Genomic DNA, 16,168 nt, shown 5'->3' on the forward strand with positions numbered 1-16,168 from the left:
GTTTCGGTGGCGTCGGCCCATTCGGTGGGGGCGATGTTCCCGCGGATTTGGCGTTCCACTTCGGCCCGGAGGTTGAACTCGCGCCAGGTCGCGCGCTTGTCCGACACTGCCGCTAACACTTGGTCGGCGAGGTGGGTGATGAACGCGTGATCCGGTGCCGGACGCTGCACGCGCGCAACACCTACGACGCGGGCTTCGATGTTGTCCACCACGTCGATCCCACCGAGCAGTGCGGCGGCCTCGGCGCGCCAGTTGGCGTGTTGTTCGGCGCGGGAGGCGGGGGCGTGTTTGCGTGGGCGGGTTTCCAGGGTCGCGCGTTGGCCGAGGTCGTGGACTTCGCTGGGGGTCGGTTCGCGCCCGAAGGTCGTGTGAAACGCGGCGGTCAGGGTGTCGAGCCGGTCAGTGATCACAGCGGTACGCCGGGACCAATGGTGGATCAACGGCAGTGGGAAGCCGACGATTTCCCGGACTCGGACCTGGTCGGGGGTGCGATCGGTGCGGGTTTCGAACTGCACTTCGAGAGCGGTTTCTAGGTGGTGTTCGAGGCGGGTGTCATAGATTTCTGACACCGTGACCACCGCCTCGTGAATCACGGTGCCGTTGACGGTGCGCCACTTCCCATCCTCGGTTAGCACCCGGTTAGCGACCAGAACATGGGTGTGCAGGTCCGGGTCACCCGCGCGGGATTCGCGGTGATCGAACGTCGCGGCGATCGCGCCTTGCACGTCGACGTGCCGAATTCCGTTGCGACCCAACCGGGTGAATAGCGCGTTGTGCTCCAACCACGACAGTGCGTCGGTGATCGCGGCACGGTGCGCGGTCTCGATCGTGCGCGCCAACTCCGGTGCCGCGATCGCCCACAGTCCCGACACTGACTTGACGGGGCTGAACGTGAAGTCGAAACCGGCGACCGCTGTGCGGTCCGGGCGCGAGTTCTTCGCGACCCACCCGGACAGTTCGCGCGCGTCCAACGGGGCACGCTCGTACTCGGCGGTGAACATTTCGGTCGCGACTTCGGTGCGGATCTGCGCGCGGATCTGGTCGGGAATGTGGGCGGTGACGCACTCGTCCTGGCTGGTGTTGTAGTCGCGGTATGCCTGCGCGGTGGCGGCGGGGAACCCCGATGTAGTCGAATAGACGGCGAACTTGTTGCCGAGTTTGGTTGCTTTGTCGGCCAATCGGGCTGCGTGAGCGGGCCGCACACCCGCGTTGAGGTGGTGGGCGTAGACGCGTTCGCGGACCTGGTCGGCGTTCGGGTGCATCCCCGCACCGAACAAGAACTTCATCTGTTCTTCGGTGACTTCCGCGCCGGGGCTGATCTCGAGGTCGGAAAGTCCGCTGCCGTGCCAGGTTCCGGGGGCTTCGCCGTGCTCGTTGTAGTACTCCGACAGCGAGGCGCGCCCGCGCGCTGTGGTGTCGTTGGCGGCGGTGTTGCGCAGGTAGTACTCGTAGCCGTTGCCTGCGGCGACCTTGTGCATGGTCGCGACCATGCCTCCATGAGACACCCAAAACGCCCGATTTCCGGCGGCCTACCCTGTGAATCTTTGGAGGGGAACACATTTCCCCTGGTCGTTACCAACCCGTTACCCTCAGATGAAAGATGTCTGGATGTGAAGGAGGGAGAAATAGGGGTAGGGGGTATCTGGGAATAGGGGTGAGTTTAGTTGTGGGGGTGAGGCATTGATGGAGTGGGGTGAGATGTTTTGCGGGGGTATGGGTGTGACTGGGATGTGTTGGGTACCGGTGGGATGGGGCCGGTAGGGGCTGAGGTGATGAATCCGGCGCGCCGGTGGGACCGCGCGCCGCGCAGCGGGTCTGTCTCGCGCGCCGGACACGACACGCGGGCCGGGGCACTGTTGATCAACTGGCACACTTGGAATGGGAAGAGCCGCTGATCGGGGCAATCGATAAAGGAAATCGAAATGTCCCACAACAGAAAAGATCGACCGCGCACCGCTGAGTTCGGTGACGCACAGTTACGCCATGACGCGCAGCCACAGCAGGCAAGCGCGCCCGACCAGCCACCGCCGCGCACTGCGTTCGAAGACTGGATTGCCTACTGGCAGCCGATCACTCGGGAGTGGCCGCCATTGGATGCCGAAGGGATCGCGGCCGTTGCTGCGATCGTGGCCCGCATCGACCGACGCCGTGCCGATACCGCTGACGATGACGACAGTCGAAATGGCTAGGGCACGCCGTCTATCGGTTGAATTTGTCATCGGGCGGCGACGGTGAGTTCGCTGGTCTCGGCGAAATCTGACGCCACTTACGGGCGTGTCTCGCGGACTAGGGCGTGTCGACTGAACATCCGCTCATGCCGATGAGCGAGCGTCTGCTCCGGAAGCAGACTCGGGTCGATTTTCGTGGTGTTCGATCGGTCGTGGCCGTCCGGCGACCTCAGCGTTCGGTCTGGCTGTGTCCGCCGATGTTCGGCTCAGTTTGCGGGACTTGTGTAGGTCAGGCAGGCGATCGCGGGGTTGGGGCGGAACTCGTACTGGTAGATGCGGGCTGCGGTGGTAGTCATGATCGGTTCCTCTCCGGTCGGTCTGGTCTGGCGGAGGGTGTCTCGATCACGGGTCCGGCGGGTTCCAGGGTGGATGAATGTCCATCGCTTGTGACGGGCAGCGCCCTGAGTTCCTGCCGGAGTTGTGATAGCCCTCGATTTCGTCAGACCTGGCCGACCAGAGAGGAACCGTGACCGGTGCTGATCTCGCTACTGGTGCGTCAGCTGCCCGGAGGTCTTGGCGGGCACAGCGTTCGGAGTCGAGGGACTGGAGCCGCGGCCAGGCCGGGTTTTGGTTGATGCGGAACTGGGGGATGCCCGAGGCTCGCGACAGTGCTGTGTCACCCCAATCGTCTAGGTTTGCCGCCATGGATGAGCAACACCGTTGGAGCGAACACGCCTTGCTGGCATCGCGCGCGTATGAGGCGGCGGAGCAGGCGCTGCGGACGGCGGAGCACACGTTTGCGGCGGCGATTGGTGCGGCATGGCCAGACCTGGATCCGGATCATGTGATTGCGGTGTGGAAGGAGCTGCGGAGGTCGGCGCAGCACACGAATGTTGGGCAGGCCGCATTCCTCGCAGGGTTGGATCGGCGGGTGACCGCGGACCAGGCGGGGGAGGTGTTGCAGGCGGTGTGGGCAGCGTTTCCGGGCTACACGTTTCATGACGCGCAGCGCGCGCCGGGTGTTGTCGTGGATACGAGGCATCCGGGGACCTGGTTGTTGCACTGGCTGGATGGCCCGGATGGGTGGGCCGCATCGTTTGTTGATCGCGGGCAGCCGGTGCCGGGTGTGACCGTGCGGGCGACGCGAGACGGCCTGCTTATCTCTCCCGAGTAGTGGAGAAAGCCTCTGCACTTGACTGTCCGGGTGGCCGAGGGTGAGCGAAGTGGATGAGTGCGGGGTTCGGCCGTACGGGCCGTTGCCGTCGCGCCGACGCTCCGGTTGGGCGGAGCGCAGCGGAACCCCATTGCCGTGGTGCGTTCGTAGCGCGGCGGCGGCCCGTCGGGCCGGCTACCGCTCTTGATCTGTAGGGTGCAACTCGGCAACAGCCAGCCGCATATCCGGTAATGGCACCCCTTTAGGTCAAGACCCCGCTAGGGGTTTCGGGGTTAGCCTGTTGAGTGGGTCCGGGTTGTGCAGCAGTCCCCACGCAAATGCCGCAAAGCGCGCGGCGCACGGCCTTTGAGGCTCGGCCCGACGCACGCTTCTGCCGAGAGCGCGCATCGCGGCCAGTCGGCTGTCGGAGAATCGGCGCACCGCCGTCGCTGACGACAGCGGCGACGGCCGTGACGGCTTGCCGATCGGCGCGGGTCCTGATTCCTCAGGCGGTGATTGGATCTACCACGATACGGTCTCGGTCGAACTTCGGGCCGCGCTTGGTGGCGGGCATGACGCGAACTCGGCGGCCTCGTAACGCGCGTTTGATCATCACCCGCTTTTCGGTGGTGTTCGCGTCTTCCCACCGCTGGGTCCATTCCTGTACCGACTCCGCGTGTGCACGGCTGCGGGAAGGTTCGTCGAACTGGGGTGCGACGTCCAGTTCTGCCAACTGCTGACGTAGCCCGGCGATACGCCGGTCCAACGGCGCGGTTGCCTTGTCGTAGCGCGCCAAGGTGATTTCCCCGCGCCCCAACCGGCCGGACAGTTCCTCGGCCAGTTCCTCACACTCGGCTAGGTTCTCGGCCACCGGTCGGCGCGCATCCTGGGCTGCTGTCGCAGCAGCGGCCACGGCTTCGCTGTGGGCTGGATCGGACAGGATCGATACCACCAGCGCGCCGATGGCGGTATCGAGTTGGCGCATGTCCACCGAAACCTTGCTGCATCCGCCACCGGTGAGGCGTTTCTGGCACCAGTACCGCCGCCGCGCCGACCCATCGGCATATGGATTGCGGTCTTTTTGCGGGCGACCTGTCAACCCCCGACCACACCCGCCACAAGCGACCGCACCCGAGCACACATAGACCTCGCTGGTGGGCCGTCCTCGCCCCTGGGAGTTGAACAGCCCGGTCAGTTGGTCCCACTCGGCTTCGCTGATCAGCGGTGTTCCCGCCATCCTCGCCACGATTTCGCCGTCATAGACCACGTGACCGGCGTTGCGCGGGTTCGACACAACCCGTTTGAGATTTTCCCCGGACCATGTCGCACCGGCAGAGGTAGTGATTCCACGGTTGTTCAGATCGATCGCGATCGGGCGGCATTTCTCCCCGGCCAACAGACGCGCAGCCACTTCCCGCAACACGGGGGCTTCGGTTTCGTGCGGTGTGATCCCGTCGATGAGGAACCCGAACGGACGATGAGTATGGTTGGACTCTCCGCGCGCAGCTTTCAACCGCTTGCCGCGCTTCACGCGAGTCGACAGGCGGTCTGATTCGTAGGCGGCAGCGGTGAGCTGGTCACGAAAAGACTTACGCCCGTTCGCAGTCGACAAATCGTATTCGCCTTCACTGTCCAACACCGTAAGTCCGCGTTCGGCGGCCAGGATCAACCGTTCGCCCTCGATCGGTCGGCGGGAGAACCGCGCCATATCGAAGACGACCACGCCGCCGGTCGTCCCGGACTCGAGGCGTTCCATCAACCGTTCCCACTCACGACGGCGTACGCGCGGGTTCCACGCCGACCGGCCGGAATCGATGTGGACTTGCCCGACCTGGCCACCGTGGTCGGCAACGCGCGCCGTGCAGTCTTCGACCTGCCCGGTGGTCGACCGTTGGCGCTCGTCGCCGAGTCGAGATACGCGCGCGTAGATGTCGAGAGTTGTGCTACCGGCAGTGACTTGGTTGTTTGGCATCATGCTGCTCCCTTGGCAAAGGGGCCACTAAATCCATGCTAGCCCCGGCCAGCATGGCCACCTCCTCGCGCCGCAGTCCGGCGACTCGGCGCTGACCGCCACCGGCCATCCCGAACTCTTCGGGGCTGACCTGCTGGCGTCGGGCCCGCAGGAACGCACCGAGACGATTGCCGGAATCCATGCTTCGAGGGTATGCCGACCCCGCGGTTGCTGGGTGGCCCTCCCACTACCAGGAAGTTTCCGACCTGGCACGCCCCGGGGACCGAGACGAACGTGGTGGCCATGACAAATAACAACATCGAAGGCCGGGTCGCCGTCGTGACCGGAGCATCCAGTGGCATCGGCGCCGCGACCGCACGGCGGCTGGCGGCCGACGGCGTGAAGGTCGCGCTGCTCGGGCGGCGCAAGGAGCGGCTGGAGGAGCTCGCCCACAGTATCGGCGCGAACACGCTCGCGGTGACCGTCGACGTGAGCGCGCGGCAGTCGGTCCTCGACGCCGCGGCTGAGGTGCGGGCCGCGTTCGGTCCCGTCGATCTGGTCGTCGCGAACGCGGGCGTCATGCTCGGCGCGCCGTTCGAGCACGCCGAGATCGACGAGTGGGACCAGATGGTGGGGACGAATATCAACGGATTGCTCTACACCGGAAGAGCTTTCATCGATGACCTACTCGCCGCCGCGGACGCCGGTCGGCGCGCTGACCTGGTGCTGGTCGGTTCCATCGGCGGCCACGTCGCGTTTCCGAACTACGGCGTCTACTGCGCGACCAAGGCGGCGGTGGCCCATCTGACCCGCACGTTGCGAACCGAGTTCGGCCCACGCGGAGTTCGGGTCAAGAACGTCGAACCCGGATTCGTGAGCACCGAACTCGGTGCCGGAATGCGCGACGACAACCGGCGCGCTGAGCTCGATGCATGGCGGAACGACTTGGAAGTCCTTCTCCCCGAGGACATCGCCGACGCTGTCGCTTTCGCCGTCTCGGCGCCACGACGGGTGAATGTGGCCGAACTCGTCGTCGTCCCCACCGAGCAGGGATGACCTGGACTCCGCTGGTGGAGGTTCACGGCTGATCGGGAGCCCCCTCCACCCGCCACCGCGTCAGCACCGCGCGCACGCAGGATGCGTCGGTGAGCGCGTCGACCGTGTCGGTGAGGGCGGATTCCCTGGCGCGGTGGGTGAGCACGATCAGGTGGGCGGCGTCGTTGTGGTGCTCCTGAAGGACCCGCTCGATGCTCACCCCGTGGTCGGCGAAGATCGAGGCGACCTGGGCCAGGGCGCCGGCATGGTCGGTGACGCGCAGGTTCAGGTAGTAGCGGGTCGGGGTGTCGCCGAGGGGGCTCACGGGGAGTTCGGCGTAGTAGGAGGCGCGGGGTGCTCGGCCGCCGTTGACGCGATTGCGCGCGGCGGTGACCAGGTCGCCGAGCAGAGCTGACGCGGTGGCGGTCGGGGAGTCGCGGCCGGTGAACATCAGCCGTCCGGCGCTGTCGGCTTCGACGGTCACCGCGCTGAACGGTGCGTCCACCTGGGCGAGCGGGTGGGCCTCCGGGAGCAGCGCGGGGTGCACGCGTACCGAAATGCTTTCCTTGCCACCGGCTTCGGGGCCGGGTCGCTCACTGATCCTGGTGCAGACGGTGAGTGCCCGCAGCCGCAGGGACAGCGCTGCCGCGGCGGCGAGGTCGTGCGGGTCGGCCGTGCCGAACTCCTCGAAATGAACGTCGGTGACGTCCACGCGGGTGTGGAAGGCGAGCGTCGCCAGGATCGCCGCCTGCGCCACCGCGTTGGTCCCGTCGGTGGGGAAGACCGCGAGCACCTGCCGCACCCGATCACCCGACAGCGATTGAGTCAGCGGCCGGACCACGGGGACGCCGCCGGTCACCGCCGCCTCGAAGAACAGATCGGCCCTGAATTCCTCAGCGGCCGAGGCCAACCGGGGCCCGTGCTCGGCGACCAGCGCCGTGTTCGCGGTGATCACCGACCGTCCCGCCCGCAGCGCGTCGAGCACGGCAGGCGCCGAGGCGACAGTCTCGGTCGCGTCGATGACGAGCTCGGCATCGGACATCGCACCGAGCACCAGTCGCGTTCCGGCCCGCTCGCTCAGATCGTCGACGGTGTCGCGAATGATCCGCACCGCCTCCGTGGCGAGTGGGCCGGTACCGAGAACAGCGATGTGCTGATGGGTCATAGGAATTCGCCTAACGCCGAGACTGCCGAACCGGGAGCCGACACAGCGCGCGCCACCCCCTGCCCGCCAGTATCGCGGCCGAAACCATTCGGCCGCAGCCATTTTCGTTTCCGAATTGGTACGACCGTGCCCGGATTGCCTGGATACTCGAAGGGTCACCCGCGGATCGCACGCGGGCGAGCAGGGGAGAGGACTTCGTAGATGGCCCTGGTTGTGCAGAAATTCGGCGGTTCGTCGGTAGCCACCGCGGAGCGGATCCGGCGGGTTGCCGAGCGGATCGTGGAGACGAAGAAGCAGGGGCACGATGTCGTGGTGGTCTGCTCGGCGATGGGCGACACCACCGACGAGCTCCTCGAATTGGCGGGGCAGATCGCCTCGGCGCCGGAACCACGTGAGCTGGACATGCTGCTCACCGCCGGGGAGCGGATCTCGAATGCCCTGGTAGCCATGGCTATTCATGCACTGGGGGCGGACGCCAGATCGTTGACCGGCTCCCAAGCCGGCGTGATCACCACCGGCGCGCACGGTCGCGCCAAGATCATCGATGTCGATCCGGGGCGGGTGCGCCGCGCCCTCGACGACGGTGAAGTGGTGTTGGTCGCCGGGTTCCAGGGCGTGAGCCAGGACAACCACGATGTGACCACCCTCGGGCGCGGCGGCTCCGACACCACCGCTGTCGCGCTGGCCGCGGCGCTGCATGCTGATGTGTGCGAGATCTACACCGATGTCGACGGGGTCTTCACCGCCGACCCGCGCATCGTGGCCGACGCCCAGAAACTCGACCAGATCTCCTACGAGGAGATGCTGGAAATGGCGGCCTGCGGTTCGAAGGTTCTCATGCTGCGTTGCGTCGAATACGCGCGCCGCTACCAGGTGCCCGTGCACGTGCGCTCGTCCTACACCGACACGATCGGCACCACCGTCTTCGGTTCGATGGCCGACATCCCCGCCGACCAGGCCGTGCTCACCGGCGTCGCGCACGACCGTAACGAGGCCAAGGTCACCGTCGTCGGCCTGCCCGACGAACCCGGCTACGCGGCGAAGGTGTTCCGCGCGGTCGCCGACGCCGAGATCGGCATCGACATGGTCGTTCAGAACACCGGTACCGGTCGCACCGACATCACCTTCACCCTGCCCGCCGCCGACGGCGCGCGTGCGGTCGCTCTGCTGCGCGAGCGCCGCGCCGAGATCGGCTTCGCAGATGTCCGCTACGACGACCGCGTCGGCAAGGTCTCGCTGATCGGCGCGGGTATGCGCAACAATCCGGGCGTCACCGCCTCCTTCTGCGAGGCGCTGGCCGAGGCGAACATCAATCTCGACCTGATCGCCACCTCGGAGATCCGCATCTCCGTGCTGGTCCGCGACACCGACCTCGACGACGCCGTGCGCATCCTGCACCGGGCCTTCGACCTCGGCGGTGCGGAAGTCGCCGTGGTGCACGGTGGAACGGGCAGATGAGCCTGGTTGACGTCACGCCCGAGCCGGTAGTAATTTACCAATGAGTAAATTACCGAATCGGAGGGTTCGTTGAGTACCCAGTTGACCACCTTCACCAGGGCGGGACTCGAGTTCGACGTCGTCGACTCCGGCCCACCCGACGGCCCCGTCATCGTTGCGCTGCACGGCTTTCCGCAAACCGCCACCTCCCTGCGGCCGCTCACCGACTTGCTCAACACCCGCGGCTACCGCACCATCGCCCCGAACCAGCGCGGCTATTCGCCGGGCGCCCGCCCGGCGGGCCGCATGGCCTACCGTGTGCACGAACTCGTCGACGACGTGGTCGCGTTGATCGACGACATCGACCGTGGTCCGGTGCATCTGGTCGGACACGACTGGGGCGCGATGGTCGCCTGGTCGGTGGCCGCGGCCCGCCCCGAACTCGTCCGCACGCTGGTCACCGTGTCGGTGCCGCATCCTGGCGCCTTCACCCGCTCGATGATCAGCAGCGATCAGCTGCTTCGCTCGTACTACATGGCGCTGTTCCAGCTGCCGGTGCTCCCGGAGCGCTTCATCCGCGCCCGGCCTGCCGTCTTCGACCAGATCTTGGCCAGATCCGGCATGTCCGCCGACGCGATCGCCCGCGTGCATACCGAGATCATCGATTCGGGCGCGCTCACCACCGCGTTGAACTGGTATCGGGCACTGGCGATCACCACGCCGCGCGCCGTGACGGCGCGCGTCAGCGTGCCGGTGACGCATGTGTGGAGCACCGGCGACGTGGGGCTGACCCGCCGCGGCGCCGAGCTGACCGGCGGATTCGTCACCGGTGACTACCGCCTTGCCGTGCTCGACGGCTCGCACTGGCTGCCGGAGGAGCACCCGGACGAACTCGCCGCGCTGGTCATCGACCGGATCGAGTCGCTGCGGGGCTGAGGTCTCAACCGATCGGCGAAGAAGCCAACGGCCGCAACGCTTCCACGGTCGCCGGGATCAACGGCGCGCGCCGCAAGGCCGCGCGGGCGGCCAGTTGCTCGATGATCCGCCCGCGCACCCCCGGCCACTCGTCGTGCAGGATCGAATAGAACGCGGTGTCACGCACTTCGCCGTCGAGCCCACGCGAATGTGCCCGTCGCACACCGTCACTCACCGCACCCAGGCGTTCGATCGCCGCCCGGGAGCGCAGGTTCCGGGCGTCGGCGCGCAGGGTCACCCGCCGCACGCCCCAGCTGTCGAAGGCGTGGGCCAACAGCATCAGCTTGGAGTCGAGATTGACCTGACCGCCCCGCACCGCCGGGGTGAGCCAGGTGTTGCCGATCTCCACCGCGTCGGGGATCGCCCCGCCCGGCAACGCGGTGACCGGTTCGGCCGACAGCGGCCAGGTCAGCGGCCCCTGCCAGTAGTCGATCCGGGTGAATCGGGTCGCCCCGACTACACACTCGTCGGCGACGGTGACGATCGCGAAGGCCAGCGCCGTGCCTGCCAGCTGCGCCGCCTCGGCCTGGAAGACATAGGTGCGTGCCTCCTGTTCGCCGTGCGGGACGACAGTGAACCCGGCCGGTCCGTCGAGCGCGGCGGCCGCGGCGATCAGTCCGGGTACGTGGTGGGGTGCGAGAGGTTCCAGCCGTGCGATGCGGCCGTGGAGGATAACGGGTGCGGGCATGGTGACCGGCGTCCCTTCGTCTGAGAGGGTCGCCGACAGCGCGAGGCGTGGATCTCACGCGGCACGCGATTTCGGCGAAGCGACACGAACGATCCAGCAGCATCGAAAAAACTAGATGCAAGATAGCCGACGCGAAGCGTTCGCCAGTTCGAACCCACGCGGATGTCGCGGCCGGAAAGTTTCGGGTCGCGATGATCGGTCCTACCGCGGGTCGATGCCCCCTTTCGCGGTGCTGAGGGCGCGCCGTGGCCCAGGGGGGAGATGTTCCGTGTCACGGCCCGGTTTCTGCGCGACATAGCGACCGAAGCGGTTCGGGGCGTGCGGGTTCGGGGTGGGTGTCGCACTCGTCGATCGGTCTTCGTCACGGTGCCGTGTCGAAGGGCTCGTGGACGTACCAACTGTATCGCGGTGCGAGTCGGGGCTCGTTTTCCCACGTCAGGGCCGTAACGGTTCGATAAATGACACGCATGTCGGCTTCTTGAGCGAATGTCCAGTTCAATGGGAGTTTCGCCAGTTCCAGCCCGTGTTCTTCAGATATGTAACGCGCGTTATCCCCTTGTGTCGCACAATTGTTCGATGTGATGCAGATCACACCTCCTATTCTCTGACCTGCCCAGCTGGCAAGCTCGTAATTGCTGAACGTTAACCGTTCGTGATCACCAACCGGATCGACGCCGATTCTCGGTCACGAACGGCCCGCAGTCCGCCGCGGCGCGACGGTCATCGAAAGATCCGATACGGATCGTCTGTCGGCCGTATCGGGACGGCTGACCGGAAGGGGCCTAGTTGAAATGAGCAGCTTCTACTTCGACTCGAACAGCAATCTTTCAGTTACCGAACGAAGTCGCCGCCTCGCCGCGACCTCGGCCGTCGAATCGTCCATCGCCCCGCTGGCGACGCCCGGGCTGATCCTCGGCCTGATCCTGCTCGGTCTCGGCGTGGCCGGCCTGCTGCGGCTCGGTGACTGGGTGGGCAATTACGGTTCCGTCCTGGTCGTGTTGGCCTATCTCCTCTATATGACCGCGGCTGTGAGCCTGGCGCTCTGGGGTGCGGTCAGCGTCTGGTCGCTGCATCGGCGATAGTCCAGCGGTCGGCCGTGCGCGAGAGCCGGGCAAAAGCGACACTCGCTGGTTACGGTTCGACCGATGGATGGTGTCGGATGGCTACACGGTGCGTATTGTGGAATCTGGCAAATGTCGAGCATTTCGGTCGCCGGCGATTCCGATAAAAGCGTGTTGATCGGGGAATGTTATCCACCGCAGGGGGTGGGATAACATTCCCCGATCGTCACTTACCTCTCGTCGCCGACGAAATGTGCGTGGATTTCGAGCTGTTGCCGAGCTTCCGAGCTCGATTAAGGTGCAGGAATCGACCTACTCCATCCGGCGGAGGTGTGGACATGCCCGATTCCCCTCGTGGATCCACCGATAAGGAGCCGGAGCGGCTCGGCGCCATCATGAATCGGTCCGAGAAGGTGGTCGTTTCCCCGGTCGCCGTACCGCCGGTCGATTCCACGCCCGACTCGCCCGAACGGGTCGCGATGCGGGCCGAGATCAAGAAGTTCGTGCTCACCGTCGTCGTCATCGCCGCGCTCGGCGGCGCGCTGTTCGGCTACGACACCGGCGTCATCTCCGGCGTGCTGGTCTACCTCACGCCCGACTTCGCGCTCAGTCAGACCCAGGTCGGCGTCATCACGAGTTCGCTGCTCATCGGCGCCGCGATCGGCTCGATCACCGGCGGCTGGATGGCCGACCGGTGGGGCAGACGGATGACGCTGCTGTTCGCAGGCGCCCTGTTCTTCGTCGGTGCGCTCGCCCAGGCGCTCGCACCCGATGCCACGGTCATGATCATCACCCGCCTGGTCCTCGGCGTCGCCGTCGGTACCGCCTCGCTGGTGGTGCCCATGTACGTCTCCGAGATCTCCCCGCCGACCTATCGCGGGCGCCTGGTTTCGATGAACTCGCTGATGATCGCCAGCGGGCAGTTGCTGGCCTACATCGTCAACGCACTGCTCGCCCCGACCGGGAACTGGCGGCTCATGCTCGCGATGGCGGCCATTCCCGCCGCGGCGCTCGTGATCGGCATGTATTTCATGCCGGATTCGCCGCGGTGGTACTTGAAGCAGGGCCGCACCGCTGATGCGAAGAAGGTGCTCGAGCGGTCCTACTACCCCGAGAACGTCGAGCCGACGATCGCCGAGATCGAACAGTCCGAAGCCGCTGACGAGGCGGTCAGGGACAGTTTGAGCGACCAGTTGCGCAAACCGAAGGTGCGCGCGCTGTTCTACACCGGCGTCGGATTGGCCTTGATTCAGCAATTCGTCGGCGTCAATACCGTCATCTACTACGCGCCGTCCACTCTCGCCCAAGCGGGCATGGGTGACAACGCGGCGATCACTTCCTCGATCGGGATCGGTGTCGGCGCGGTGATCGGCGTGATGCTCGGCATGAGCCTGGTCGACAAGATCGGCAGGCGCCCGCCGATGTTCATCGGGCTGGGAATCATGGTCGTCGCGTTGGGCGGAATGGGTCTGATGGAAGGACTCACGCAGAGCACCGCCACCGGCTACGTGTTGGTGACATTGATGATCGTCTACGTCTGCGCGTTCCAGCTCGGCGTCGGTGTCCCTACCTGGTTGCTGATCTCGGAGATCTTCCCCGCCCCGATCCGCGCCACCGCGATGAGTATCTGCACCTTCCTCATCTGGATGGGAAACTTCACCGTCTCCCTGATTTTCCCGCCGCTGGGCGAACTGTGGGGCGCCTCGACGATGTTCTTCCTCTTCGCGGTCGTCTCCGCGATCTCGCTGGTGTTCTGCTATCGCCGGGTGCCCGAGACCATGGGCCAGTCGCTCGACGACATCACCAACGAAGCGGAGAGCTGAAAGAGCCTACGGGTAGGCTGACCAGGTGAAGCAACTGTGAAAAACCTGACGGTCGGCGTCGTCGCGACCTCTCGCAAGGAAAACGAACATCGGCTGGCCATCCACCCGGCCCACTTCGACCGCATCAGTCCCGAACTGCGCGGTCAGATCTACCTGGAACACGGTTACGGTAATCGATTCGGTTACCGCGACGATGTCCTCGCCCCACTGGTAGCGGGCCATCGCACGCGAGAAGAGCTCTTCGCCGAATGTGATGTGCTGCTCCTGGCCAAGCCGTTGGCCGAAGATCTCGCGCAGATGCGCCCCGGCACGATCGTGTGGGGCTGGCCGCACTGTGTGCAGGACGCGAGCATGACCCAATTGGCTGTCGACCGCGACCTGACCCTGATCGCCTGGGAGGCGATGAACCACTGGACCAAGTCGGGTGCGTTCAGCGTCCACGTGTTCCACAAGAACAACGAACTGGCCGGTTACTGCTCGGTCATGCACGCTCTCCAATTACGCGGCGTGAGTGGCGATTACGGTCGCCGGATGCGCGCGGCGGTGATCAGCTTCGGCGCCACCGCGCGTGGCGCGGTGCGGGCGCTGTCGGCGCTGGGGATCAGCGATGTGACGGTGCTGACCCAGCGCAGTGTGTCGGCGGTGGCCTCGCCGTTCGCCTCGGTGCGGATGCAGCATTTCAAGCGTGATCCAGCACTGCCGGGCCGGACACTCGCGCTGAAGGCACCGGAGCCGGGGCCGCTGGCGGAGATGCTGGCCAACTACGACGTGATCGTGAACTGCATGTTCCAGGACACCGAGGACCCGTTGACGTTCGTCATGAACGACGACCTCGAATTGTTCACGCGCGGAACACTTTTCGTCGACGTCTCGTGCGACGAGGGAATGGGCTTCGAGTTCTCGCGCCCCACCTCGTTCGCCGATCCGATGTTCACCGTCGGTGACGGACTGCACTACTACGGTGTCGACCACAGCCCCTCGTTCCTCTGGGACTCGGCGACGTGGGAGAACTCCGAAGCCCTGCTCGAGTACCTGCCCGTCGTGCTCGGCGGCCCCGAAGCGTGGGATGGCAGCGAAACGATTCGCCGGGCGATCGAGATTCGCGGCGGTCGGGTGCAGAACCCGCGGATCCTGTCGTTCCAGGGTCGCTCCGACACCTATCCGTACGCGGTGAACTGACCTTCGACCATCAGCGGCGCACGGGGTATTTCCCGTGCGCCGCTGGTCTGTCTGGTCGAAATCGGTTGGCCGGTTCCTGGCATATGCGCAGTAAGATGGCAGGAAATCGAGAGTTATTCGCAATGGCGAGGAGCGGCGATGGATGGACACGACGCCGCGTGGAACGAGCGAGTGCGCGGTGAGAACACCACCCAGCGCCTCGATCGGAACTGGTCCTCGCTCCTGCAGGAATTGCGCGTCTTGCAGACCGGCGTCCAGGTGCTGACCGGCTTCCTGCTGACCTTGCCGTTCCAATCCAGGTTCGACACCCTGAACACCCCGTTGCGTGTTGTCTACCTCGTGGTGGTTTCCGCCGCCGTCGCGGCGACCGCGCTGCTGGTCGCCCCGGTGGCTATGCACCGGGTGCTGTTCCGCCGACATCGTCTCGATGTGCTCGTGATCGGCGCCCACCGCCTGGCACTCGTCGGAATCGCGCTGCTCGGCGTCGCGTTGAGCGGCATGGCGGTGCTGATCTTCGATATGGTCATCGGCACGGCCGCGGGCGTCATCGCGGGAATTGTCGCGGCTGTGCTGTTTCTCGGTCTCTGGGTGATCCAGCCGTTGCTTTATCGGCGCTAGTCAAGCCGAGCAGGCCGAGGGCGAAATCCGCGTAGGCGGTGGCGATCTGTTCGGGGGAGGACGGGCCGTCGAGTCGGAACCATTGGGGGAGCGCGGTGCACATCGTCGCGATGGCTCGCCCCGCGTCGCGGGCACGGTCGGTCGATCTGTCCGCTTCGGCGAGCGCGGTGTCGATGTCGGCATCGAGAAGGTACTGGATCTCGTTGCGGGAGGCCGTGATTCGATTGCGATCGGCCGGGTTCAGGCTGCGCATCTCGCTGGCGCCGATGAAGGCGAGTTCGCGGTGGTGGGTGTGGAACAGCGCGAGTGCCTCGACGACACGGATCACCCGTTCGCGGCCGTTCGCGCCGTCGAGACGTGCCGCGCGCACCCGCCGGTGCAATTCGTCCATGGTGAGGTCGAGTGCGCGGACCAGCAGGTCCTGTTTGTCGCGGTAGTGGTGGTAGACGCCGGGCACGCTCATGCCGGCGCGCGCCGCGATCGAGCGCATCGTGGCGCCGTGGTAGCCGGTCTCGACGAAGGAGTCGATGGCGGCGGCGAGCACCGGGTCGATATCCAGCGGCGGGAACTCGCGCCAGGAATCCGCTGTGGCGCCGGTGTGCGGGCTGGGTTCGTCGGGGCGGGCATCGTGCGCGCGGCGCGGCTGGTCGCCGATCAGCCAGGCCACCGTCGTGCCCAACTCGACAGCAAGGGATCGCAGACGTGCGACCGATGCGCCGGTCTTGCCGGTCTCGACGGCGCTCAGGGTGGCCGGACTGACGCCGATCCGCTGGGCGACCGCCCGCAGTGACAGCCCCGCCGCTGTCCTCGCCTGGCGCACCCGCGCGCCCACTGCGTGTTCGGTTGCCGTCGACTCCATGTTGTTCAGAATACCTGAACATTGGGGCCCAGCGACCACGCCTGTTGACAGCAGTA

The 16,168-nt window shown here is 66.0% G+C and carries 14 protein-coding genes; 9 read left to right on the top strand and 5 right to left on the bottom strand.

The window, feature by feature from the left end; all coding sequences use genetic code 11:
• A partial coding sequence (mobF, locus tag NS1_RS25130; protein ID WP_157125375.1) for a MobF family relaxase occupies nt 1-1,490 on the bottom strand: 1,490 nt, incomplete at its 3' end.
• A gap of 432 nt (nt 1,491-1,922) precedes the next feature.
• On the opposite strand from mobF, the gene NS1_RS25135 reads away from it, so the two are divergent.
• Both NS1_RS25135 and NS1_RS25140 read left to right on the top strand, forming a co-directional pair.
• Nucleotides 1,923-2,189, top strand: a complete 267-nt coding sequence (locus NS1_RS25135) for a hypothetical protein (protein ID WP_062988325.1) — start codon at nt 1,923-1,925, stop codon at nt 2,187-2,189.
• 682 nt (nt 2,190-2,871) lie between these two features.
• Nucleotides 2,872-3,342: a hypothetical protein gene (locus tag NS1_RS25140; RefSeq protein ID WP_062988327.1), complete on the top strand. Its 471-nt coding sequence runs from the start codon at nt 2,872-2,874 to the stop codon at nt 3,340-3,342.
• 484 nt (nt 3,343-3,826) lie between these two features.
• Here the strand turns inward: NS1_RS25140 and NS1_RS40235 are convergent, their stop codons facing one another.
• On the bottom strand, nt 3,827-5,296 hold the full coding sequence (locus tag NS1_RS40235; RefSeq protein ID WP_062988329.1) for a recombinase family protein: 1,470 nt from the start codon (nt 5,294-5,296) through the stop codon (nt 3,827-3,829).
• Between the two features lie 279 nt (nt 5,297-5,575).
• Between NS1_RS40235 and NS1_RS25150 the strand changes: the two genes are divergently transcribed.
• Entirely contained in the window at nt 5,576-6,328 is a 753-nt protein-coding gene (locus NS1_RS25150; RefSeq protein WP_062988536.1) for an SDR family oxidoreductase, read from the top strand.
• Between the two features lie 22 nt (nt 6,329-6,350).
• Here the strand turns inward: NS1_RS25150 and NS1_RS25155 are convergent, their stop codons facing one another.
• On the bottom strand, nt 6,351-7,472 hold the full coding sequence (locus tag NS1_RS25155; protein WP_062988331.1) for an ACT domain-containing protein: 1,122 nt from the start codon (nt 7,470-7,472) through the stop codon (nt 6,351-6,353).
• 201 nt (nt 7,473-7,673) lie between these two features.
• Here NS1_RS25155 and NS1_RS25160 point away from each other — a divergent pair, with 201 nt between their 5' ends.
• Nucleotides 7,674-8,930 carry an aspartate kinase gene (locus NS1_RS25160; protein WP_056822945.1) on the top strand — a complete coding sequence of 419 codons (1,257 nt, stop codon included), beginning with the start codon at nt 7,674-7,676 and terminating at the stop codon, nt 8,928-8,930.
• Nucleotides 8,931-8,999: 69 nt separating this feature from the next.
• A complete protein-coding gene (locus NS1_RS25165) occupies nt 9,000-9,845 on the top strand; it encodes an alpha/beta fold hydrolase (RefSeq protein WP_218019972.1) in 846 nt (281 codons plus the stop codon).
• Nucleotides 9,846-9,849: 4 nt separating this feature from the next.
• Here the strand turns inward: NS1_RS25165 and NS1_RS25170 are convergent, their stop codons facing one another.
• Nucleotides 9,850-10,572, bottom strand: coding sequence for a GNAT family N-acetyltransferase (locus NS1_RS25170; RefSeq protein WP_056822950.1), 723 nt, complete (start codon nt 10,570-10,572; stop codon nt 9,850-9,852).
• A 791-nt stretch (nt 10,573-11,363) separates the two neighbouring features.
• On the opposite strand from NS1_RS25170, the gene NS1_RS25175 reads away from it, so the two are divergent.
• The 4 genes from NS1_RS25175 (at nt 11,364) to NS1_RS25190 (ending at nt 15,253) form a co-directional block, all read left to right on the top strand.
• Complete coding sequence (locus NS1_RS25175; RefSeq protein ID WP_062988335.1) at nt 11,364-11,654, top strand: hypothetical protein; 291 nt, start codon at nt 11,364-11,366, stop codon at nt 11,652-11,654.
• Between the two features lie 317 nt (nt 11,655-11,971).
• On the top strand, nt 11,972-13,456 hold the full coding sequence (locus tag NS1_RS25180; protein WP_062988538.1) for a sugar porter family MFS transporter: 1,485 nt from the start codon (nt 11,972-11,974) through the stop codon (nt 13,454-13,456).
• 36 nt (nt 13,457-13,492) lie between these two features.
• Nucleotides 13,493-14,635, top strand: coding sequence for a N(5)-(carboxyethyl)ornithine synthase (locus tag NS1_RS25185; RefSeq protein ID WP_062988337.1), 1,143 nt, complete (start codon nt 13,493-13,495; stop codon nt 14,633-14,635).
• Between the two features lie 138 nt (nt 14,636-14,773).
• Nucleotides 14,774-15,253 carry a DUF6328 family protein gene (locus NS1_RS25190; protein WP_062988339.1) on the top strand — a complete coding sequence of 160 codons (480 nt, stop codon included), beginning with the start codon at nt 14,774-14,776 and terminating at the stop codon, nt 15,251-15,253.
• On the opposite strand, the gene NS1_RS25195 is transcribed toward NS1_RS25190, so the two are convergent.
• The gene (locus NS1_RS25195; RefSeq protein WP_084504385.1) at nt 15,180-16,112 is read right to left on the bottom strand and encodes a TetR-type transcription factor C-terminal domain-containing protein; all 933 of its coding nucleotides are present in this window, start codon (nt 16,110-16,112) and stop codon (nt 15,180-15,182) included. The genes NS1_RS25190 and NS1_RS25195 overlap by 74 nt on opposite strands.
• Between the last annotated feature and the right edge of the window lie 56 nt (nt 16,113-16,168).

It is taken from the genome of Nocardia salmonicida NBRC 13393 (assembly GCF_001613085.1).
GTDB lineage: Bacteria > Actinomycetota > Actinomycetes > Mycobacteriales > Mycobacteriaceae > Nocardia > Nocardia salmonicida.